At 60.8% G+C, this 20469-nt stretch carries 22 protein-coding genes and 1 tRNA gene; 6 read left to right on the forward strand and 17 right to left on the reverse strand.

All coding sequences use genetic code 11. The annotated features are described in order from the left end of the window. Positions 1 to 171: 171 nt before the first annotated feature. From ychF to ACHPFG_RS04625, 8 genes are all read right to left on the reverse strand, one after another. Positions 172 to 1272, reverse strand: a complete 1101-nt coding sequence (gene ychF, locus ACHPFG_RS04590; RefSeq protein WP_065924046.1) for a redox-regulated ATPase YchF — start codon at positions 1270 to 1272, stop codon at positions 172 to 174. Between the two features lie 22 nt (positions 1273 to 1294). Further along, positions 1295 to 1879 (reverse strand): aminoacyl-tRNA hydrolase, encoded by a 585-nt coding sequence (gene pth, locus ACHPFG_RS04595; protein WP_131698530.1) that lies wholly within the window; start codon positions 1877 to 1879, stop codon positions 1295 to 1297. 167 nt (positions 1880 to 2046) lie between these two features. Beyond that, the gene (locus tag ACHPFG_RS04600) at positions 2047 to 2646 is read right to left on the reverse strand and encodes a 50S ribosomal protein L25/general stress protein Ctc (protein WP_131698529.1); all 600 of its coding nucleotides are present in this window, start codon (positions 2644 to 2646) and stop codon (positions 2047 to 2049) included. A gap of 138 nt (positions 2647 to 2784) precedes the next feature. Further along, complete coding sequence (locus ACHPFG_RS04605) at positions 2785 to 3726, reverse strand: ribose-phosphate pyrophosphokinase (RefSeq protein ID WP_003171603.1); 942 nt, start codon at positions 3724 to 3726, stop codon at positions 2785 to 2787. 46 nt (positions 3727 to 3772) lie between these two features. Further along, positions 3773 to 3847: transfer RNA gene (locus ACHPFG_RS04610), tRNA-Gln, on the reverse strand. A gap of 37 nt (positions 3848 to 3884) precedes the next feature. Further along, positions 3885 to 4688, reverse strand: coding sequence for a 4-(cytidine 5'-diphospho)-2-C-methyl-D-erythritol kinase (gene ispE / locus ACHPFG_RS04615; RefSeq protein WP_330216134.1), 804 nt, complete (start codon positions 4686 to 4688; stop codon positions 3885 to 3887). A gap of 49 nt (positions 4689 to 4737) precedes the next feature. Further along, a complete protein-coding gene (gene lolB, locus ACHPFG_RS04620) occupies positions 4738 to 5355 on the reverse strand; it encodes a lipoprotein insertase outer membrane protein LolB (protein ID WP_027606887.1) in 618 nt (205 codons plus the stop codon). Between the two features lie 4 nt (positions 5356 to 5359). Further along, positions 5360 to 7084, reverse strand: a complete 1725-nt coding sequence (locus ACHPFG_RS04625; protein ID WP_145335447.1) for a tetratricopeptide repeat protein — start codon at positions 7082 to 7084, stop codon at positions 5360 to 5362. 182 nt (positions 7085 to 7266) lie between these two features. Here ACHPFG_RS04625 and hemA point away from each other — a divergent pair, with 182 nt between their 5' ends. The 6 genes from hemA (at position 7267) to ACHPFG_RS04655 (ending at position 12620) form a co-directional block, all read left to right on the forward strand. Next, complete coding sequence (gene hemA / locus ACHPFG_RS04630) at positions 7267 to 8553, forward strand: glutamyl-tRNA reductase (RefSeq protein WP_131698526.1); 1287 nt, start codon at positions 7267 to 7269, stop codon at positions 8551 to 8553. Beyond that, the gene (prfA, locus tag ACHPFG_RS04635) at positions 8550 to 9632 is read left to right on the forward strand and encodes a peptide chain release factor 1 (protein WP_027606884.1); all 1083 of its coding nucleotides are present in this window, start codon (positions 8550 to 8552) and stop codon (positions 9630 to 9632) included. Before hemA ends, prfA begins: the two co-directional genes overlap by 4 nt. Then, positions 9633 to 10463: a peptide chain release factor N(5)-glutamine methyltransferase gene (gene prmC, locus ACHPFG_RS04640; RefSeq protein ID WP_339452500.1), complete on the forward strand. Its 831-nt coding sequence runs from the start codon at positions 9633 to 9635 to the stop codon at positions 10461 to 10463. Further along, positions 10457 to 11212: a molybdopterin-synthase adenylyltransferase MoeB gene (locus ACHPFG_RS04645; RefSeq protein WP_131698524.1), complete on the forward strand. Its 756-nt coding sequence runs from the start codon at positions 10457 to 10459 to the stop codon at positions 11210 to 11212. Before prmC ends, ACHPFG_RS04645 begins: the two co-directional genes overlap by 7 nt. Next, positions 11205 to 11999 (forward strand): glutamate racemase, encoded by a 795-nt coding sequence (gene murI / locus ACHPFG_RS04650; RefSeq protein ID WP_431701718.1) that lies wholly within the window; start codon positions 11205 to 11207, stop codon positions 11997 to 11999. Before ACHPFG_RS04645 ends, murI begins: the two co-directional genes overlap by 8 nt. A 102-nt stretch (positions 12000 to 12101) precedes the next feature. Continuing rightward, on the forward strand, positions 12102 to 12620 hold the full coding sequence (locus ACHPFG_RS04655) for an acyloxyacyl hydrolase (RefSeq protein ID WP_131698522.1): 519 nt from the start codon (positions 12102 to 12104) through the stop codon (positions 12618 to 12620). Positions 12621 to 12755: 135 nt separating this feature from the next. Here the strand turns inward: ACHPFG_RS04655 and ACHPFG_RS04660 are convergent, their stop codons facing one another. The 9 genes from ACHPFG_RS04660 to ACHPFG_RS04700 are packed head-to-tail and all read right to left on the reverse strand — an operon-like array spanning position 12756 to position 20462. After that, positions 12756 to 13061 carry a YkgJ family cysteine cluster protein gene (locus tag ACHPFG_RS04660; protein WP_016977069.1) on the reverse strand — a complete coding sequence of 102 codons (306 nt, stop codon included), beginning with the start codon at positions 13059 to 13061 and terminating at the stop codon, positions 12756 to 12758. Positions 13062 to 13115: 54 nt separating this feature from the next. Then, the gene (locus ACHPFG_RS04665; protein WP_431701719.1) at positions 13116 to 13595 is read right to left on the reverse strand and encodes a DUF2878 domain-containing protein; all 480 of its coding nucleotides are present in this window, start codon (positions 13593 to 13595) and stop codon (positions 13116 to 13118) included. Beyond that, a complete protein-coding gene (locus tag ACHPFG_RS04670; RefSeq protein WP_131698520.1) occupies positions 13588 to 14859 on the reverse strand; it encodes an SAM-dependent methyltransferase in 1272 nt (423 codons plus the stop codon). The genes ACHPFG_RS04665 and ACHPFG_RS04670 overlap by 8 nt, the downstream gene beginning before the upstream one ends. Further along, a complete protein-coding gene (locus ACHPFG_RS04675; protein ID WP_431701720.1) occupies positions 14846 to 15655 on the reverse strand; it encodes a DUF1365 domain-containing protein in 810 nt (269 codons plus the stop codon). The genes ACHPFG_RS04670 and ACHPFG_RS04675 overlap by 14 nt, the downstream gene beginning before the upstream one ends. Next, positions 15652 to 16899: an NAD(P)/FAD-dependent oxidoreductase gene (locus tag ACHPFG_RS04680; protein ID WP_431701721.1), complete on the reverse strand. Its 1248-nt coding sequence runs from the start codon at positions 16897 to 16899 to the stop codon at positions 15652 to 15654. Before ACHPFG_RS04680 ends, ACHPFG_RS04675 begins: the two co-directional genes overlap by 4 nt. Beyond that, positions 16896 to 17678, reverse strand: a complete 783-nt coding sequence (locus ACHPFG_RS04685) for an SDR family NAD(P)-dependent oxidoreductase (RefSeq protein ID WP_131698517.1) — start codon at positions 17676 to 17678, stop codon at positions 16896 to 16898. The genes ACHPFG_RS04680 and ACHPFG_RS04685 overlap by 4 nt, the downstream gene beginning before the upstream one ends. Next, on the reverse strand, positions 17675 to 18097 hold the full coding sequence (locus ACHPFG_RS04690; RefSeq protein ID WP_131698516.1) for a nuclear transport factor 2 family protein: 423 nt from the start codon (positions 18095 to 18097) through the stop codon (positions 17675 to 17677). Before ACHPFG_RS04690 ends, ACHPFG_RS04685 begins: the two co-directional genes overlap by 4 nt. Then, on the reverse strand, positions 18090 to 19532 hold the full coding sequence (gene phrB / locus ACHPFG_RS04695; RefSeq protein WP_431701722.1) for a deoxyribodipyrimidine photo-lyase: 1443 nt from the start codon (positions 19530 to 19532) through the stop codon (positions 18090 to 18092). The genes ACHPFG_RS04690 and phrB overlap by 8 nt, the downstream gene beginning before the upstream one ends. Beyond that, a complete protein-coding gene (locus ACHPFG_RS04700; protein ID WP_131698514.1) occupies positions 19533 to 20462 on the reverse strand; it encodes a MerR family transcriptional regulator in 930 nt (309 codons plus the stop codon). Positions 20463 to 20469 lie beyond the last annotated feature (7 nt).

Below are 20469 nucleotides of genomic sequence, written 5' to 3' on the forward strand. Positions count from 1 at the left end.
GTAGCGATGAAGTCGCATTGTTCTTGGTGGGTGCGAGGAATAAGCAAGTCAAATAGGATAAGTCTGAAAGTATTTAATATTCGGATATGAAGGCTAGATAAAATTAAATACTTGCCCACAAAAAAGCCGATGCAATGCATCGGCTTTTTATTGGTGTATTAAGCGTGACGTTTATACGTTAAAGCGGAAGTGCATCACATCGCCATCTTTCACGATGTATTCCTTACCTTCCAAGCGCCATTTACCCGCTTCCTTGGCACCGGCCTCACCCTTGAACTGGATAAAGTCGTTGTAGGCGATCACTTCCGCGCGGATAAAGCCTTTTTCAAAGTCGGTGTGGATCACTCCGGCAGCCTGTGGCGCAGTGGCGCCGACTTTTACGGTCCAGGCGCGGACTTCTTCGACACCGGCGGTGAAGTAGGTCTGCAGGTTGAGCATTTCGTAGCCGGCGCGGATCACGCGGTTCAGGCCAGGTTCTTCCAGGCCCAGGGCCTCAAGGAACATGTCTTTCTCTTCGCCGTCATCCAGCTCAGCGATTTCCGCTTCGATCTTGTTGCACACCGGCACCACGATGGCGCCTTCTTCGTCGGCGATGGCCTTGACCACGTCGAGCAAAGGGTTGTTCTCGAAGCCATCTTCAGCGACGTTGGCGATGTACATCACAGGCTTGGTGGTCAGCAGGTGGAAGCCCTTGACCACGGCCTTCTCGTCAGCGCCCATGGTCTTCATCAGGCTGCGTGCCGGCTTGCCCAGGGTGAAGTGCGCGATCAACTGTTCCAGCAGGCCTTTCTGGACCACTGCGTCCTTGTCGCCGCCTTTGGCGTTGCGCGCGACTTTCTGCAGTTGCTTCTCGCAGCTGTCGAGGTCGGCGAAGATCAGTTCCAGGTCGATGATCTCGATGTCGCGTTTCGGGTCGACGCTGTTGGAGACGTGAATCACGTTCTCGTCTTCAAAGCAGCGGACCACATGGGCGATGGCATCGGTTTCACGGATGTTGGCCAGGAACTTGTTGCCCAGGCCTTCACCTTTCGACGCGCCGGCTACCAGGCCTGCGATGTCGACGAACTCCATGGTGGTCGGCAGGATGCGCTTGGGATTGACGATGGCCGCCAGTGCTTCCAGGCGCGGATCGGGCATCGGCACGATGCCGCTGTTGGGTTCGATGGTGCAGAAGGGGAAGTTCTCCGCCGCAATACCGGACTTGGTCAAAGCGTTGAACAAGGTGGATTTGCCGACGTTGGGCAGGCCGACGATGCCGCAATTGAATCCCATGGTGTTTCCCCTCGGAAAAAAGTCAGGCCTTCTGGCTGTGCAGGTTTTTCATCGCGCGGTTCCATTCACCGGCGAAGATATCCGGCAGCACGCCGAGGGCAAAGTCGATGCTGGCATCGAGTTTTTCCTGTTCGGCGCGTGGCGCACGACCCAGGACGAAATTTGAAACCATACTCGCGACGCCTGGGTGGCCTATGCCGAGCCGCAGGCGGTAAAAATTATTCTGATTGCCCAACTGCGCGATGATGTCGCGCAGGCCATTGTGCCCGCCATGCCCGCCGCCTTGCTTGAGCTTGGCAACACCGGGTGGCAGGTCCAGTTCGTCATGGGCCACCAGGATTTCCTCGGGTTTGATCCGGAAGAAGCCCGCAAGCGCCGCGACAGCCTGGCCGCTGCGGTTCATGTAGGTGGTGGGAATCAACAGACGAATATCCTGACCCAGGTGCGAGAAGCGCCCGGTCAGGCCAAAATATTTGCGATCGGCCACCAGGTTTACACCTTGGGCGTGGGCGATGCGCTCAACAAAAAGGGCCCCCGCGTTATGCCGGGTCTGTTCGTATTCGGCGCCTGGATTTCCCAGGCCAACGATCAGTTTAATGGCAGTCACGACAGGGGCCCTTCCTTTGGAGTTGTGGATAACATCGCCTGACCTGAGTGCGGCGAAAGTGGACGACAGGAGCTAACTTATCCAGAGATAAACTTCGCGTTATCGCCCGCTTTCTCGCTACGTTTCGGTCCGCGATGTTTCCTCAAGCTCCGGCAATACAGAGTGAATTACTCTGCAGCGCCTTCTTCAGCTTCTGGAGCAACGCGTGGAGCGTGTACGTTTGCAACAGCTTTGTCATCACCGTGAGCCAGTGCAACGAACTCAACGCCTTTAGGGGCCTTGAGGTCGGACAGGTGAATGATGTCGCCGATTTCCAGAGCCGACAGGTCGACTTCGATGAACTCAGGCAGGTCTTTCGGCAGGCAGGTCACTTCGATTTCAGCAACAACGTGCGAGACTTCGCCGCCTTTCTTGACCGGAGCTTCTTCACCCACGAAGTGCACAGGTACGATAGCGGTCAGTTTCTGACCCGCTACGACGCGTACGAAGTCAGCGTGCAGCACGTGGCCTTTAGCTGGGTGACGTTGCAGGGCCTTGATGATGACGTTCTGCTTTTTGCCACCAACGTTCAGCTCGATGATGTGGCTGTAGGCCGCATCGTTTTCGAGCAGTTTGGCAACTTCTTTAGCCAGCATGCTGATGGATTCAGGGGCTTTGTCGCCACCGTAAACTACAGCTGGAACCAGGCTTGCGAGACGACGCAGGCGGCGGCTCGCACCTTTCCCCAGGTCGGAACGCACTTCAGCATTCAGAGTAAAATCGTTCATGTTGTATCTCCAAAATAACCACATTCGCCCCAGCGTTTGCGACCAGCGCTAAAGGCGATATGGGCAAAAAAGCCCCGCCCCAACAGTATGCTGGGGCGGGGCGCTTTTCGTCAGTGAGGTGTTCCGAAGGTTTGACCCTTAGCGGAACATCGCGCTGATCGATTCTTCGTTGCTGATGCGGCGAACCGCTTCGGCAACTACCGGCGCGATATCCAGTTGACGGATACGCGCACAGGCTTGAGCAGCGGCGGACAACGGGATGGTGTTAGTCACCACCAGTTCGTCCAGCACGGAGTTCTCGATGTTCTCGATCGCTCGACCCGACAGCACAGGGTGTGTGCAGTAGGCGAAGACTTTAGCTGCACCGTGCTCTTTCAAGGCTTTGGCCGCGTGGCACAGGGTGCCGGCGGTGTCGACCATGTCATCAACCAGAATACAGGTACGCCCTTCGACATCACCGATGATATGCATCACTTCAGAGTGATTGGCTTTCTCGCGGCGTTTGTCGATGATCCCGAGGTCCACGCCCAGGGATTTGGCAACAGCCCGTGCACGCACGACGCCACCAATGTCCGGGGACACGATCATCAGGTTTTCAAAGCGCTGGTCTTCGATGTCATCCACCAATACTGGGGAGCCGTAGATGTTATCTACCGGAATATCGAAGAACCCCTGGATTTGGTCAGCGTGCAGGTCAACCGTGAGAACACGGTCGATACCTACCACGGTCAGCATGTCAGCAACGACTTTCGCGCTGATAGCCACACGTGCGGAACGCGGACGGCGATCCTGGCGGGCATAACCAAAGTAAGGGATTACAGCTGTGATTCGAGTCGCTGAGGAGCGGCGGAAGGCATCAGCCATCACGACGAGTTCCATCAGGTTATCGTTGGTCGGAGCGCAGGTCGGCTGGATAATGAATACGTCTTTACCGCGGACGTTTTCATTGATCTCGGCTGTAATTTCGCCGTCGGAAAATTTACCGACAGAGATGTCACCGAGAGGGATATGCAGCTGACGTACGACACGTCGAGCCAGATCGGGGTTGGCGTTCCCCGTAAAGACCATCATCTTGGACACGCGCAGTACCTAGAGGCTGAGGGTAACCTGGATGAGTATTAGAAAATGGCAGGGGCGGCTGGATTCGAACCAACGCATGGCAGGATCAAAACCTGCTGCCTTACCGCTTGGCGACGCCCCTGTATCTGTTGCAACGAGTACCCAGTACTCGATTCCTTTTAGAGCAGACTTTGCAGCTTGCGATGCAACATCGAAACGTTGCTTCCCTTTGCTACAAACCCTGTAAGGGTCTCTGTAAGAAGGGCCGAGACTTTATCAGCTTCAGCTTTGCTTGGGAAGCCCCCAAACACACAACTTCCAGTTCCGGTTAATTTTGCTTCGGTAAATTTACCTAACAAATTCAAAGCGTTACGTACCTCTGGATAACGCCTTGCTACAACCGGTAAGCAGTCATTTCGACTGTTTCCCTTGGGAACGGGGCGCACTTTAATGGGAGGAGAGTTACGTGTCAACAGCGGATCTGAAAAAATTTCTGCTGTACTTACAGATACTTGCGGGACAAGCACGACATACCACGGCTCTTCGGGGTATTCCGGGGTGAGTTTTTCCCCCACGCCCTCAGCAAAAGCGGCGTGTCCACGCACGAAAACCGGGACGTCGGCGCCTAGCGTGAGGCCCAGTGCAGCCAGGCGATCATGGTCCCAGCCCAGTTGCCACAAGTGGTTCAGTCCCAGCAGTGTGGTCGCGGCATTCGAGCTGCCACCACCGATTCCGCCACCCATGGGCAAAATTTTATCGATCCAGATATCGATGCCCTGGGAACAGCTGGACTGCTCCTGGAGTTTTTTGGCGGCTCTCACGATCAGATTGCTGTCGTGGGGCACGCCTTCGAATTCAGTGTGCAACTGGATCACGCCATCGTCGCGCAGGGCGAAGGTGAGCTCATCGCCGTAGTCGAGAAATTGAAACAGCGTCTGCAACTCGTGATAGCCGTCTTCACGGCGACCGAGAATGTGCAGCATCAGATTGAGTTTGGCCGGTGAGGGGAGGGTCAGTCTTTCTACGGTCACGTTATTGCCCCAGCTTGCGCGGTTGCCAGTCCTTGATCACCAGTGTGACGTCCAGGTCGGTGCCATGCAGCTTGATGCGTTCGGGCAGCCAATAACCGCCCTGTTCCACGTAGCTGAGGTACTCGACCTGCCAGCCATCTTGTTCCAGGGTGGCCAGGCGGCTGTCACCGTTAAGGCTCAGGCGGCTCTTGCTGTCCGGCGCGGGCAAGCCGCGGACCCACCACACCAGGTGCGAGACAGGCAGTTTCCAGCCAATCTGTTCTTCCAGCAGCGCTTCGGGCGATGTGGCCTCATAGCGACCCTGATTGGCGACTTCGAGGCTGACTTGTCCTGGGCGACCCGTCAGGCGAGCGGCGCCGCGCCCCAAGGGGCCGGACAAGCGAATGTCGTAGTAGTCCTGGCGTTGCAGCCAGAACAGGGTGCCGCTGCCGGAGTCTTTCGGCGCACGCACCCCCACTTTGCCTTCGATCTGCCAGCCGTCGATGCTGCCGAGCTGATCCTTGTGCTGCTTCCATTGCGCCGGGTTGCCCTGGCCCTCAACGGATTCGCGGGCACCGAAGCCCGCGCAACCGGCGAGCAGGGCAATGAAGCTGAAAACGATAACGTGGCGCAAGAACATAAGCTTAAAGGGTCTCGGATCCGGTCAGGCGCTTGATGGTGCCGCGCAGGATGGGGCTTTCGGGTTGTTCCTTGAGGAATTTTTCCCAGATTTGGCGGGCTTCGCGCTGCTTGCCATTGGCCCACAGAACCTCGCCCAGGTGTGCAGCGACTTCCTGATCGGGGAAGCGCTCCAGCGCCTGGCGCAGCAAGCGTTCGGCTTCGTCGAGGTTGCCCAGGCGATAGTTCACCCAGCCCAGGCTGTCCAGTACAGCCGGGTCTTCCGGGTTGAGCTTGTGCGCTTGTTCGATCAATACCTTGGCTTCGTCGTAACGCGTGGTGCGGTCGGACAAGGTGTAGCCCAAGGCATTCAGGGCCATGGCGTTGTCCGGGTCGCGCTTGATGATCAGGCGCAGGTCTTTTTCCATCTGCGCCAGGTCATTGCGTTTTTCCGCCTGCATGGCGCGGGTGTACAACAGGTTCAAATCGTCGGGGAATTGCAGCAAGGCTTGTTGCAGCACCTTCCAGGCGCGCTCGCCCTGATTATTGGCTGACAAGGTCTCCGCCTGGATCAGGTAAAGCTGGATCGCGTAGTCCGGTTCGGCATCCCGTGCAGCAGCCAGGCGTTTTTCTGCCTCATCGGTACGCCCGTTGCTCATCAGGATGTCGGCCTGGCGCAGTTGGGCCGGCAGGTAGTCGTTGCCGGGGCCGACTTGTGCGTATTCAAGCAGGGCGGCCTGGGGGTCGTTGCGCTCTTCAGCGATGCGGCCCAGGTTCAGGTGCGCCGAGTCGACATGACTTTCGCGCTCGATCAGCTCTTCCAGATAACCCTTGGCCTCGTCCCAGGCCTTGGCTTCCAGGCACACCAGCGCCAGGGAGTAACGCAGTTCATCGTCATCCGGGTATTGCTGGAGCAGGTTGGCGAACTGCACTTTGGCGTCCTCCATGCGGTCCTGCTCCACCAGCGTGCGCGCGTAAGTCAGGCGCAGGCGCTTGTCGTCCGGATATTTCTTGATGCTTTTTTCCAGCAGTGGAATCGCTTCCTTGCCGCGGTTGAGGTTCTGCAGCAGGCGCGCGCGCAGCAGAATCGGCGCGATCTCGCCGTCTTCCGGCGGGTTCTGTTCCAGCAGCTTCAATGCGGCTTCGGCTTCATCATCCTGTTGCAGCAGCAGGGCCTTGCCGAACACCAGTTGACTGTTTTTCGGGTGTTTTTGCAGCAGGCGGTCGAAGCTCTTCATCAGGCCGTTGCGGGTGTCCTGGTCGGTGTCGGCAGCCGACAGCGCGAGGAAGTCGAAGTGGGTGTCACCCTTGCCTTGCAGGACTTTCTCCATATAGACCATGGAGTCGTCATAGCGCCCGGCGCGTGCCAGTTGAATGGCCGCTGCCCGCTGGGCTTCCAGATCGTCCGGCGCGTTCTTTGCCCAGATCAGCGAGGTATCCAGTGCGGCCTGATCGGCCCCCAGGTACTCGGCAATACGGAACGCCCGCTCGGAAATCCCCGGATCCTGAGTGTTGATGGCCTGGGTCACGTAATTATCCAGCGCAATATCGAAGCGATTGCGCTGGCCGGCCAGTTCCGCACTGAGCAGGCTGAACACCGTTTCTTCACTGAACGAGGAATAAACCTTGGGCTTTTCAGGGGCGGGGGTGCTGTCTTCCACCGGCGGTGTACCGTCCGGCGACACGGGTGCCATGGCCTGGCAGCCGCTGAGGAAGACAAAAGCAAGGAGCAACGCGGAGGATCTATTCATATAGGAAGAGGACGACTAACCTGCGGTCGGATCATCATGACACAAGCCTTCGGTCAAACATAACCGAGTCTCAATTGATGCGTTTATAGACACAAGGCATTAGGACAATAGACGACGGTGGTTGTTCTGAATCTTTCGAAGTAGGACAATTGTCGGCTTCCCGACATCATCAGCGATATTGAATGGCCTTCCTCGCACTCGGTATTAACCACAAGACTGCTTCCGTAGACGTGCGCGAGCGCGTGGCGTTTACGCCAGAGCAGTTGGTTGAGGCCTTGCAGCAGCTCTGCCGTCTCACCGACAGCCGCGAAGCTGCGATCCTTTCGACCTGCAATCGCAGTGAGCTTTATATAGAGCAGGAACATCTTTCAGCGGATGTGGTACTGCGCTGGCTGGCCGATTATCACCATTTAAGCCTCGAAGACCTGCGCGCGAGCGCCTATGTGCACCAAGACGATGCGGCAGTTCGTCACATGATGCGTGTGGCATCCGGTCTCGATTCGCTGGTGTTGGGCGAGCCGCAGATCCTGGGCCAGATGAAGTCCGCCTACGCCGTGGCGCGCGAGGCCGGCACCGTCGGTCCGCTGCTGGGCCGGCTGTTCCAGGCTACTTTCAATTCCGCCAAGCAGGTGCGTACCGATACTGCCATCGGTGAAAACCCGGTGTCCGTGGCGTTTGCCGCCGTCAGCCTGGCCAAGCAGATCTTCAGTGACTTGCAGCGCAGCCAGGCGCTGTTGATCGGCGCCGGCGAGACCATCACCCTGGTTGCCCGCCACCTGCATGACCTGGGCGTGAAGCGCATCGTGGTCGCCAACCGTACCCTGGAGCGCGCCAGCATCCTCGCCGAGCAGTTCGGCGCCCACGCGGTGCTGCTGTCGGACATCCCGGCCGAACTGGTGCGCAGCGATATCGTCATCAGCTCCACCGCCAGCCAGCTACCGATTCTCGGTAAGGGCGCGGTGGAAAGCGCGCTGAAACTGCGCAAGCACAAGCCGATCTTCATGGTCGACATCGCCGTTCCGCGGGATATCGAGCCCGAAGTCGGCGAGTTGGACGACGTTTACCTCTACAGCGTCGACGATCTGCATGAAGTGGTGGCCGAAAACCTCAAGAGTCGCCAGGGCGCTGCCCAGGCTGCTGAGGAGATGGTCAGCATCGGCGCCGAAGAGTTCATGGTGCGCCTGCGTGAACTGGCAGCGGTGGACGTGCTCAAGGCGTATCGTCAGCAGGGCGAACGCCTGCGTGATGAAGAGTTGATCAAGGCCCAGCGCCTGCTCGCCAACGGCAGCAGCGCCGAGGAGGTGCTGATGCAACTGGCCCGCGGCCTGACCAACAAGCTGCTGCATGCGCCCAGCGTACAATTAAAAAAACTGACTGCCGAAGGCCGCCTCGATGCGCTGGCCATGGCCCAGGAACTCTTTGCCCTCGGTGAGGGCGCGCCCAGCTCTTCGGATAAAAAATCGCAATGAAAGCGTCACTGCTCAATAAACTGGACGTCCTCCAGGACCGTTTCGAAGAACTGACCGCCTTGCTCGGCGATGGCGAGGTCATCTCCGATCAGACCAAATTCCGCGCCTATTCCAAGGAATACGCCGAAGTTGAGCCCATTGTGGCTACTTACAAAAACCTCACCAAAGTGCAGGCCGACCTCGAAGGTGCCCAGGCACTGCTCAAGGACAGCGACCCGGACATGCGTGAAATGGCCGTGGAAGAAGTCCGCGAAGCCAAGGAAAAGTTGGCCGAGCTGGAAGGCGACCTGCAACGCATGCTGCTGCCCAAGGACCCCAATGACGGGCGCAACGTGTTTCTCGAGATCCGTGCCGGTACCGGCGGTGACGAAGCGGCGATTTTCTCCGGCGACCTGTTCCGCATGTATTCGCGTTATGCCGAGCGTCGCGGCTGGCGGGTCGAGATCCTGTCCGAGAACGAGGGCGAGCACGGCGGCTATAAAGAAGTCATTGCGCGGGTCGAAGGCGACAACGTCTATGGCAAGCTGAAGTTCGAGTCCGGAGCCCATCGCGTGCAGCGGGTTCCGGCGACGGAATCTCAGGGCCGTATCCACACCTCGGCCTGCACCGTGGCCGTGTTGCCTGAGCCGGACGAGCAGGAAGCTATCGAGATCAACCCGGCCGACCTGCGGGTCGACACCTACCGCTCGTCGGGCGCCGGTGGTCAGCACGTCAACAAGACGGACTCGGCGATCCGTATCACCCACTTGCCATCGGGCATCGTGGTGGAGTGCCAGGAAGAGCGCTCCCAGCATAAGAACCGTGCGCGGGCCATGTCCTGGCTATCGGCCAAGCTCAATGACCAGCAGACCAGCGCCGCCGCCAACGCGATTGCCAGCGAGCGCAAATTGCTGGTGGGCTCGGGCGACCGCTCCGAGCGCATCCGTACCTACAACTTTGCCCAGGGCCGGGTCACCGACCACCGGGTCAACCTCACCCTTTACTCGCTGGACGAGATTCTCGCTGGTGGCGTGGATGCGGTGATCGAGCCATTGCTCGCCGAATACCAGGCCGATCAACTGGCGGCGATAGGTGAATAAATGACCATTATCGCCAGCCTGCTGCGCGCCGCCGACTTGCCCGACTCGCCCACGGCGCGCCTGGATGCCGAACTGTTGTTGGCGGCTGCCTTGGGCAAGTCCCGCAGCTACCTGCACACCTGGCCGGAAAAAATCGTCAGCAGCGAACACGCCCTGGCTTTTGCCGGCTACCTGCAACGCCGCCGCGCCGGTGAGCCGGTGGCCTATATCCTCGGTCAGCAAGGTTTCTGGAAGCTGGACCTGGAGGTAGCGCCCCACACGCTGATCCCGCGTCCGGACACCGAGCTGCTGGTGGAAGCGGCCCTGGAATTGTTACCGGCCACCCCCGTCAAGGTCCTCGACCTGGGCACCGGCAGCGGCGCCATCGCCCTGGCCCTGGCCAGCGAGCGTCCGGCCTGGCACGTCACGGCCGTCGACCGCGTGCTGGAAGCCGTGGCCCTGGCCGAGCGCAATCGCCAGCGCCTGCACCTTAATAACGCCACGGTGCTCAACAGCCATTGGTTCAGCGCCCTGGCAGGCCACACTTACGACCTGATCATCAGCAACCCGCCCTACATCGCCGACAACGATCCGCACCTGGTGGCCGGCGATGTGCGTTTTGAACCGGCCAGCGCCCTGGTGGCGGGCCATGATGGTTTGGACGATCTGCGGCTGATCACCGCCCAGGCCCCGGCCCACCTGAACGCCGCCGGCTGGCTGCTGCTGGAGCACGGTTACGACCAGGCCGCCGCGGTGCGCGACCTGTTGCTGAGCCAAGGCTTCGAGCAGGTGCACAGCCGCATCGACCTTGGCGGTCACGAACGCATCTCCCTGGGACGCTGGCCGTGCTGACCGATCAGGAGCTGTTGCGCTACAGCCGACAGATTCTGTTGCAGCATGTCGACATCGACGGCCAATTGCGCCTGAAAAACGCCCGTGCGTTGATTGTCGGCCTCGGTGGCCTGGGCGCCCCGGTGGCGATGTACCTGGCCGCCGCCGGCGTCGGCGAATTGCACCTGGCGGATTTCGACACCGTCGACCTCACCAACCTGCAGCGCCAGATCATCCATGACACCGACAGCGTCGGGCAGGCCAAGGTCGACTCGGCCATCCATCGCCTGAGCGCCCTCAACCCTGAAATCAAATTGGTCGCCCATCGCATCGCGCTGGATGCCGATACCTTGGCGGCGGCCGTGGCGGCCGTGGACGTGGTACTCGATTGCAGCGACAATTTCTCCACCCGCGAGGCGGTCAATGCCGCCTGCGTGGCGGCGTGCAAGCCATTGATCAGCGGCGCGGCGATTCGTCTTGAAGGGCAGTTGTCAGTATTCGATCCACGTCGGGCCGACAGCCCGTGCTACCACTGTTTATACGGGCACGGCAGTGACACTGAACTCACCTGCAGCGAAGCGGGCGTGGTCGGCCCACTGGTGGGCCTGGTCGGTAGCCTGCAAGCCCTGGAGGCCTTGAAGTTGCTGGCTGGTTTCGGCGAGCCGCTGGTGGGGCGCTTGCTGCTGATTGACGCATTGAGCACTCGCTTTCGCGAATTGCGGGTCAAGCGTGATCCCGGTTGCAGTGTCTGCGGGACGCGACATGGGTAAGGACGCGCCGATCGGTGTGTTCGATTCCGGCGTCGGCGGCTTGTCGGTGCTGGATGAGATTCAGCAATTGCTGCCCCATGAGTCACTGTTGTACGTCGCCGATTGCGGACATATCCCCTACGGTGAGAAAACCCCCGCGTTCATTCTTGAGCGCTCCCGGTCGGTTGCCGAGTTTTTCCGCGAGCAGGGTGCCAAGGCTTTTGTGATCGCCTGCAACACCGCCACCGTCGCGGCCGTTGCGGATTTGCGCCAGGACTACCCCGATTGGCCCCTGGTGGGCATGGAGCCCGCAGTCAAGCCCGCTGCTGCTGCCACTCGCAGTGGCGTGGTCGGGGTGCTCGCTACCACCGGCACCCTGCAAAGCGCCAAGTTCGCCGCGCTGCTCGATCGGTTTGCCACCGATGTGCGGGTGATCACCCAGCCGTGCCCGGGCCTGGTGGAGCTGATTGAAACCGGTGATCTGGATAGCCCGACCCTGCGTCAGTTGTTGCAGGCCTATATCGACCCGCTGCTCAGCGCCGGCTGCGACACCATCATCCTCGGCTGCACCCACTATCCCTTCCTCAAGCCGCTTCTGGCGCAGATGCTGCCCGCCAGCATCATCCTCATCGACACCGGCGCTGCCGTCGCGCGGCAGCTCAAGCGTTTGCTGGGCGAACGCGATCTGCTGGCCCTCGGCGATCCTGAGCCGACACAGTTCTGGACCAGTGGTGATGTGTATCACCTAAGAAATATCCTACCGACACTATGGAAACATTCTGGAGTTGTGCGAAGCTTCGGGTCGTGAAAATTTCGTGAAATGTCGCTGAACTTCTGAGTGTGCGTCAGCTTCTATAGCGAGATGGCCTGTAAAAAATCATACAACTTCGTTTTCAAAGGACTGTTTCTTATGAAGCGCTTGTTCTGTTTGGCCGCGATTGCGGCTGTAGTGGTGGGACACTCTGTTTCGACCCAGGCCGCAGGCCTGGAGTTTGGGGTTGGCAGCACCAGTGATTCGACGTTGACCTATCGGCTGGGCCTGACCTCGGATTGGGACAAAAGCTGGATGCAGAGTGACGTCGGTCGCCTGACCGGCTATTGGAGCGGCGCCTATACCTATTGGGAAGGTGATGACCGTGCAGGCGCCAGCAGCCTGTCGTTCTCGCCGGTATTCGTGTATGAGTTTGCCGGCCAGTCGGTCAAGCCCTACATCGAAGCCGGGATCGGCGTAGCGGTGTTTTCCCGTACCAAGCTGGAAGACAACAACATCGGCCAGGCTTTTCAGTTCGAAGACCGCTTGGGTTTCGGCCTGCGCTTCACCGGTGGGCATGAAGTGGGCATTCGCGCCACGCACTACTCCAATGCCGGGATCAGCAGCAACAACGACGGTGTAGAAAGTTACTCGCTGCACTACACCATGCCGCTGTAATTCCCAGGAACGCTGCAAAACAGTGTGGGAGGGGGCTTGCCCCCGATGGCGATGGATCAGTTGGCAAATTCTGCGACTGACACTCCGCTATCGGAGCAAGCCCCCTCCCACATTTGGGTCTCCACTGGCCTGAGATCAGCGGTAGGCCGTGGCGATTCCTTCGCGTTCGGTCAGGCACTCCGGTGCACCCATCTCGAACTCGCGGCAAATCAGCGGCCGACGCTCGTAGATCGTGCACATCATCGTGTCGCGATCCAGTGCCGCGCACCAGCCGTCGTCCAGGCGCAGCATCACTTCACCGCCCCAATCGTCAGTGTCGATATAGCGCTCCGGCACGCCGGTGTCGGTGATCAGCATCACTTCCAGCTGGCAGCAGCAGGCCGCGCAGGTCGAGCAGGTGACGGCGGGTTCGGTGATTTGAGTGTGCGGGATGTTGGTCATAGGCGCGCAGTGTAAGGCAAGCGGGGGACGCAGGTGTGAAAGGTCTGACAGGCGTCAGCGCGCCAGCCGGTGCAGTCCGACGAACACCACTGCCCAAAGCAGCGCGAGCCCCGCCATGGTGGGTAGCACTGCGTAGCCAAAATGCACGCCCGCCAACTGGCTCCCGGCGTAATACGACAGCGGCCCCCCGATCGCCCCCAATGCTGCCGCACGCCACGAGGGCCGTGCACTCCAGGCCAGGCAATGGCGCAGGGTGGTGGCCAGCACTGCCCACAGCAGGATGAGCCACAACGGAATCAGTGGTCCCGGCTCGCTAAATTGAAAGACGCCCAGGCTGCGCAGCATCGTATCCAGTACCGTGCCGAGCAGCGTCACGCGGATAATCAGCGCGCCGTCCTGGGCCCACGAACTTATCCACAGCAGGTGGATTGCCAGCACCGCCAGCCCCACCAGCAACCAAGGGCTATCGCCACCGAGTACACAGGCAAACCACCCGCACTGGAACAGCACGGCATTGGCCAGTGGTTTAAGCACTGAAGCGCCCGAGTAACGGTGGGTTGATGGCCGACGGTTTGGCCAACAGCAATTGCGCGGTGCCAATGCTGCGCTCCATAAAGCCGCCCTCGCAGTAGCACAGGTAAAACTCCCACAACCGCAGGAAATATTCGTCGTAGCCCAACTCCGTCAGACGGCCGTGGGCGTGGCGAAAGTTCTCGTGCCACAGGCGCAGGGTTCGTGCGTAGTGCAGGCCGAAATCTTCCATGTGCAACAGGTTCATGTCGGTGTCGCGGCTGACGATGTGCAGCATGTTCTGCACACTGGGCAGGGCGCCGCCGGGGAAGATATAGCGCTGGATAAAGTCGACGCTGTTCTTCGCCTGCTCAAAGCGCTGCTCGCGGATGGTGATGGCTTGCAGCAACATCAGGCCATCGCGCTTGAGCAGGTGCGCGCACTGTTTGAAGTAGGTTGGCAGGAAGCGATGGCCCACCGCTTCGATCATCTCGATGGACACCAGCTTGTCGTACTCGCCGGTCAGGTCGCGGTAGTCCTGCAGCAGCAACGTGACCTGGTCTTGCAGGCCCAGGGCCGCGATGCGTTTTTCGGTGTAGGCGAACTGCTCTTTGGACAAGGTCGTGGTGGTGACCTTGCAGCCATAATGCTGCGCCGCATACAGCGCCATGCTGCCCCAGCCGGTGCCGATTTCCAGCAGATGATCGGTGGGTTTGAGCGCGAGCTTCTGGCAGATGCGTTCCAGTTTGTTCAGTTGCGCTTGCTCCAGGGTGTCGTCGGGCGTCAGGAACTGCGCGGCCGAATACATCATGGTCGGGTCGAGGAATTCTTCGAACAGGTCGTTGCCGAGGTCGTAGTGGGCGGCGATGTTTTTCTGCGAGCCCTTGCGCGTATTGCGGTTGAGCCAGTGCAGGCCTTGGGTGAACGGCCGCGCCAGTCTCGCCAGGCCACCCTCCATCGCGTCGAGTACATCCAGGTTACTCACCATCACCCGCACCACTGCGGTCAGGTCCGGGCTGCTCCAATACCCATGGATAAACGCTTCGCCGGCGCCGATGGAACCGTTGGCCGCCACCAGCCCCCATACCGCCGAATCGAGGATCTGGATTTCCCCCAGCAGGTGCGCTTCCCGTGCGCCGAATACCTGGCGCTCGCCGTCCTCGATCACCACCAACTGGCCATGGCGCAGTTGGCTGAGTTGGCGCAGCACGCCCTTGCGCAGCAGCGCACTGGTCATGCCGTTGACGTTCAGGCGGTTGGTCTTGACCGATAAGCTAGGGGATTTCATGGCGTCGATCCTTGGTGTACCCGACAGCTGTGCGAGAGGCGCCGTCGGCGGCCTGATGGGAAAAAATCGGTGTGCGCTTGAGCAACAGGCGCAGGGCCTGCCAATAAATGGCCAGGCAGGTCTTGGCGGTCATCCACGGAAAGCGCCACAGGTAACGGTGCAGGCTGGCGCGGTTCAGCGTTTCTTTGTGCAGGCTCAAGGTGGCATCGAAGACTTTCACCTCGCCCTGCCAATCGGCCATGTGCACGCCGAGCTTGGCGGCGGGCGGGCTGAAGCTCATGCGGTATTCCAGGTCGCGCGGCAAAAACGGCGACACGTGAAACGCCTTGGCCACGGCGAAGTGCTGGTGCTCCTCCGCACCAAGGGCCTGGGCCGGCAGCACGTAGTGATAGCGCTCGCGCCATGGGGTGTTGGTCACTTCGCACAGGATCGCGGCCAGTTGCCCATCGGCCTCGAAGCAGTAGAAGAAACTCACCGGATTAAAAGCCAGGCCCCAACTGCGGGCCTGGGTCAGCAGGCAGATAACGCCCTGGGGTGTATGCCCCAGAGCCTTGCCGACTTCCTGGCGCACGGCATCGGTCAAGCTCATGCCGTGGCGCGTTAATTCATGCAGGTAGTCCTGCTGGCGAAAACCGAAGGGCGCCAGGCGACTTGCGCCGGCCAGGGGCGATAGCCCGAGCACTTCGTCCTGTTCACTTAAGTCCAGGTACAGCAGACCGATGCGGTAGCGAAAGGCGTGGGCCTTGGGGGCGAACCGCCGATGGGCGATCCAGCCGCTGTACAGGGCGCTGTTCACAGGCTTTCCCCAAAGGCTTCGGCCACGCGCAAGGCGCTGACCACACCGTCTTCATGGAAACCGTTGGCCCAATAGGCGCCGCAATACCAGGTATGTCGCGTGCCGTTCAGTTCCTCCCAACGCGCTTGCGCGGCCACGGCGGCCAGGCTGTATTGCGGGTGGGCGTAGGTGTAGCGTGCGAGGATCTTCAGCGGGTTGATCAGCAACGTCTGGTTGAGGCTGACGCAAAAGGTGGTGGCGCTGTCGATGCCTTGCAGGATGTTCATGTCATAGGTGACAGCGGCCTGGGTCTGCGCGTGGCCGCTCAGCCGGTAGTTCCAACTGGCCCAGGCCAGTTGGCGGTCGGGCAGCAGGCGCGTGTCGGTGTGCAGCACCACGTCGTTGTCGGCATAGGGCAGGGCGCCGAGGATCTCCTGCTCGGCCTGGCTCGGCTCGTTGAGCAAGGCGAGTGCCTGGTCGCTGTGGCAGGCGAACACCACCTTGTCGAAAGCTTCGGTGCCGGCGGCGCTGTGGATAATCACTCCCTCAGCGTCACGCTCGACCAGGTGCACGGGGCAGTTGAGGCGGATGTGCTCACGAAAGCTGCGGGTCAGCGGTTCGATATAACGACTGGAACCGCCCTCGATCACGCACCACTGCGGCCGGTTGTTCACAGAGAGCAGGCCGTGGTTCTTGAAGAAGCGCACAAAGAACTGCAGCGGAAAGTTCAGCATGTCCGCCAGGGACATCGACCAGATCGCCGCGCCCATCGGGACGATGTAATGCCGGATAAATCGCGGCCCGTAACCGCCGGCTTCGAGGTAGTCGCCCAGGGTCATCTCGGCGCTGATGCGCTGCTCTTGCAGGTCCCGTGGCGCCTGGCGATTGAAGCGCAGGATGTCACGCAGCATGCCCCAGAAGCCCGGCGACAGGATATTGCGGCGCTGGGCAAACAGGCTGTTGAGGTTGTTGCCGTTGTACTCGAAGCCGTTGCTCTGGTCGCACACCGAAAAGCTCATTTCGGTGGGCTTGAAGGTGACGCCGATCTGCCCCAGCAGGCGAATGAAGTTGGGGTAGGTCCAGTCGTTGAACACGATGAAGCCCGTGTCCACCGCATAGGGTTCGCCCTCGACGGTGACGTTGACCGTGTGGGTATGCCCACCGATACGCTCGCCCGCCTCGAACAGCGTGATGTCGTGACGGCGGCTGAGCAGGTAGGCGCTGGTCAGTCCGGCGATGCCGCTGCCGATAATGGCGATCTTCACAGGTCGTCCTTCTTCGGGGGCGGGCTGCGCAACATGCGTTTGCCGATGATCAATTGCGCGCGGTTCGGCAGTTTCGACAGCGGCCATAGCGTGGCGATAAACAGCGCAGGGAAGGCGATCTCCAGCGGGCGCTTCTCCAGCTTGGCGAAAATATGCCGCGCGGCCTTGTCGGCGGACCAGCTCAGGGGCATCGGGAAGTCATTGCGTTCGGTGAGCGGGGTGTCGACAAAGCCCGGGCTGATCACCGTGACGTCGATGTTCTCGGGCGACAGGCTGATGCGCAGGGATTCGAACAGGTAGCGCAGCCCAGCCTTGGATGCGCCATACGCTTCGGCCCGTGGCATCGGCAGGTAGGTCACGGCGCTGGCGACGCCCACCAGGTGTGGCGTGCGCCCGGCGCGCAACAACGGCAGCGCCGCTTCAATGCAGTAACTGCTGGCCAGCAGGTTGGTGCGCACCACGTGTTCGATAATCGAGGAATCGAATTGCCTGGCGTCAACATATTCACAGGTGCCGGCGTTGAGGATTACGGTGTCGACCGAACCCCAGGCCGCGCCGATGTGTTCACCGATCTCGCGCACGGTCTGGCTATTGGTCAGGTCGCCGGCCACCACCAGCACCTGGCCGGGGTAACGTTGGGCGAGCGCTTCCAGCGGGCCTTTGGTGCGCGAACTGAGGGCCACGTGGGCGCCGCTGTTGAGCAACTCCACGGCCAGGGAAGCCCCGATGCCACTGCTGGCACCGGTCAGCCAATAACGACGGGGCGGCAGTGCGTTCATCCCACTCTCCTTTTCAACCAACTGACGACCCCACCCAGCACGGGAAGGTGTTCGTACAACAGGGCGCCGGCATCGAAGTAATCGCGGTGGCGGTACACCTTGTCACGCCACATCAAATGCGAGCAGCCCTCCACGCGGATGACCTTGCCCTTGCCCAGGCGTGGGTGGCAGAAACTCATGTTCCAGCGCAGGTAACCTTCGCCTTCGGCCACTTGGTCGAAACCGTGGAAGTCGAAGCGCAGCTGGCTTACGTTGCTGTACAGCTCGGCGAAATACGTGTGCAGCGCAGTCAGACCGTGGATTTCATGCAGCGGGTCAGTGAACGCGATGTCCTTGCTGTAGAGGCCGTCGAGCAACTGCAGGTTGTGCTTGTCCAGCGAGGCGAAGGCCTGGGCGAAGCGGGGCAGGAAGTCACTCATGTTCGGCGACCTCCTGGCGTGAAGGCAGGTTGCGAAAGGCCGCCAGGGCGCGTTCGCGGGATTTTTTCAGGTCGACAATCGAGCGCGGATAATCTGCCACGCCAAACAAACCGCCGGCGGTTTGCGGGTTGTGTACTTCCTTTTTGTTCAGCGTGGCCAGTTCCGGCAGCCAGTGCTTGATAAACACACCTTCGCTGTCGAATTTTTCCGACTGGCTCAGCGGGCTGAAAATCCGAAAGTACGGCGCCGAGTCGGTGCCGGTGGATGAGCTCCATTGCCAGCCGCCGTTATTGGCCGCCAGGTCGCCGTCGATCAGGTGGCGCATGAAGAAACGCTCGCCTTCGCGCCAGTCGATCAACAGGTTCTTGGTCAGGAACATCGCCACCACCATGCGCAGGCGGTTGTGCATCCAGCCGGTTTCCAGCAATTGGCGCATCGCGGCATCGATGATCGGCAGGCCGGTGCGGGCTTGCTGCCAGGCGGCGAGGTCCTTGGGTGCATCGCGCCAGGCCAGGGCTTCGGTCTCGGGGCGGAAAGCGCGGTGACGGGAGACCCGTGGGTAGCCGACCAGAATATGTTTGTAGAACTCACGCCACAGCAGTTCATTGATCCAGGTGATGGCGCCGATGTCGCCGCTTTCGAACTCGCCCTGATTGGTTTGCAGTGCGGCGTGCAGGCATTGGCGCGGCGAAACCACGCCGGCGGCCAGGTAGGCGGAGAGCTGGCTGGTGCCGGGCTTGGCCGGAAAGTCGCGTTCGTCTTTGTAGTAGCTGATCTGCCGGTCGGCGAAGGCGTCGAGGCGGCGGCGGGCTTCGTCTTCGCCGGCGGGCCAGAGGGCGCGCAGGGTCCCGCTGGGTGGCTCAAAGCCTTCGACCTGTTCGGGAATCGGATCGCTCTTGAGGGGGATCGGGCTTTGGGCCTGTGGCGTCGCGACCAAGCGCGGCAGGGCGCTGTGCAGGCGAGCGTAGCAGACCTTGCGGAACTGGCTGAACACCTGGAAGTAGGTGCCGGTCTTGGTCAGCACGCTGCCGGGTTGGAAAAGCAGTTGGTCCAGGTAGCTGTGGAACGTCACGCCGCCGGCTTCCAGCGCCTCAGCGACAGCAGCATCGCGACGGCTTTCATGAATGCCGTATTCCTCGTTGACGTGCACCGACTCCACGGCCAGTTCCCGGCACAGTTGACTCAATACGGCGGGGGCCTGGTCCCAGGTGGCGGCGTGGCGGATCAGCAAGGGAATGTTCAGTGCGCCCAGGGCCTGGCTCAAGTGCTGCAGGTTGCGCAGCCAGAAATCCACTTTGCACGGCGCATCGTCATGGGTCAGCCATTGCTCGGGCGTGATCAGGTACACGGCCGCCACCGGGCCTCGCTGGCAGGCCGCGGCCAGGGCGGTGTTGTCGTGAAGGCGCAAGTCGGTGCGCAGCCAGATCAAGTGCATTTAAATAAGTCCACGCTGGATCAGGAGCTGGTGGGCCGACAGCGGGTCTTCGGCCACGAACAATTCAGGAGTGTCTTGGGTTAATACGGCCAGCTCGGCCTGGTGGATGCAGACCGTGGGTCCGACGAGCAGTTTTGCGCAACTGACTCCGCCCAGCAGCTTGGTCAGTGCGGGCAATTGCAGGGCCTTGCTCGAATACAGGAGCACGGCACGCGGTTGCAGGTGTTCCGCCGCCAGGGCCAATTCGCCGGTGGGCAATGGCCAGTCGAAGACTTCCACCGGGCAATCGGCGCTGCTGGCCAGCCAGGCGCTGAGCCACAGGTGCGGCTCCAGGGGCAGGTCGGAGTGGTTGACCAGCAACAGTGGCGCGCCGTGCAACTGGCGATTGTTGTGGTAGATACGTGCACCGAATTTGCTGCGCAGCCAGGACAGGAAAAACACCCGTTCCATCTGTGCGCCAAACTGGCCTTGCCAGCGTTGCTCCAACTCCTGCAGCAGCGGCAGCAGCAGTTGCTCACACAGGGTGCGCGGCGGGTACAGCGCCATGGCCTGGTTGAACACATCGTCCACCCGGCGTTCGGCCAGCTCGCTGACGGCCTGCACCAGGTTCTGGCGCAAGGCTTGCCACTCGTTCTTTACGGCATCTGGAAGGGCTTGAGCGGAATCGATCAGGCCTTTGACCTGGCTGACCGGTACGCCGCGATTGAGCCAGGTGAGGATGGTGTGGATGCGTTGTACATGCTCGGCATTGAACAGCCGATGGCCCTTGGGCGTGCGCTGGGGCACGATCAGGCCATAACGGCGTTCCCAGGCGCGCAGGGTCACGGCGTTGACACCGGTCTGGCGCGCCACTTCGCGGATCGGCAGCCAACCGTCTTCGAGGGCTTGGGCGATGTCTGCGCCGGGTTCGTCTTGCAAGATAGCGGTCATGACGCTT

Origin of the sequence: Pseudomonas sp. BR20, from assembly GCF_050780135.1 — a bacterium.
GTDB lineage: Bacteria > Pseudomonadota > Gammaproteobacteria > Pseudomonadales > Pseudomonadaceae > Aquipseudomonas.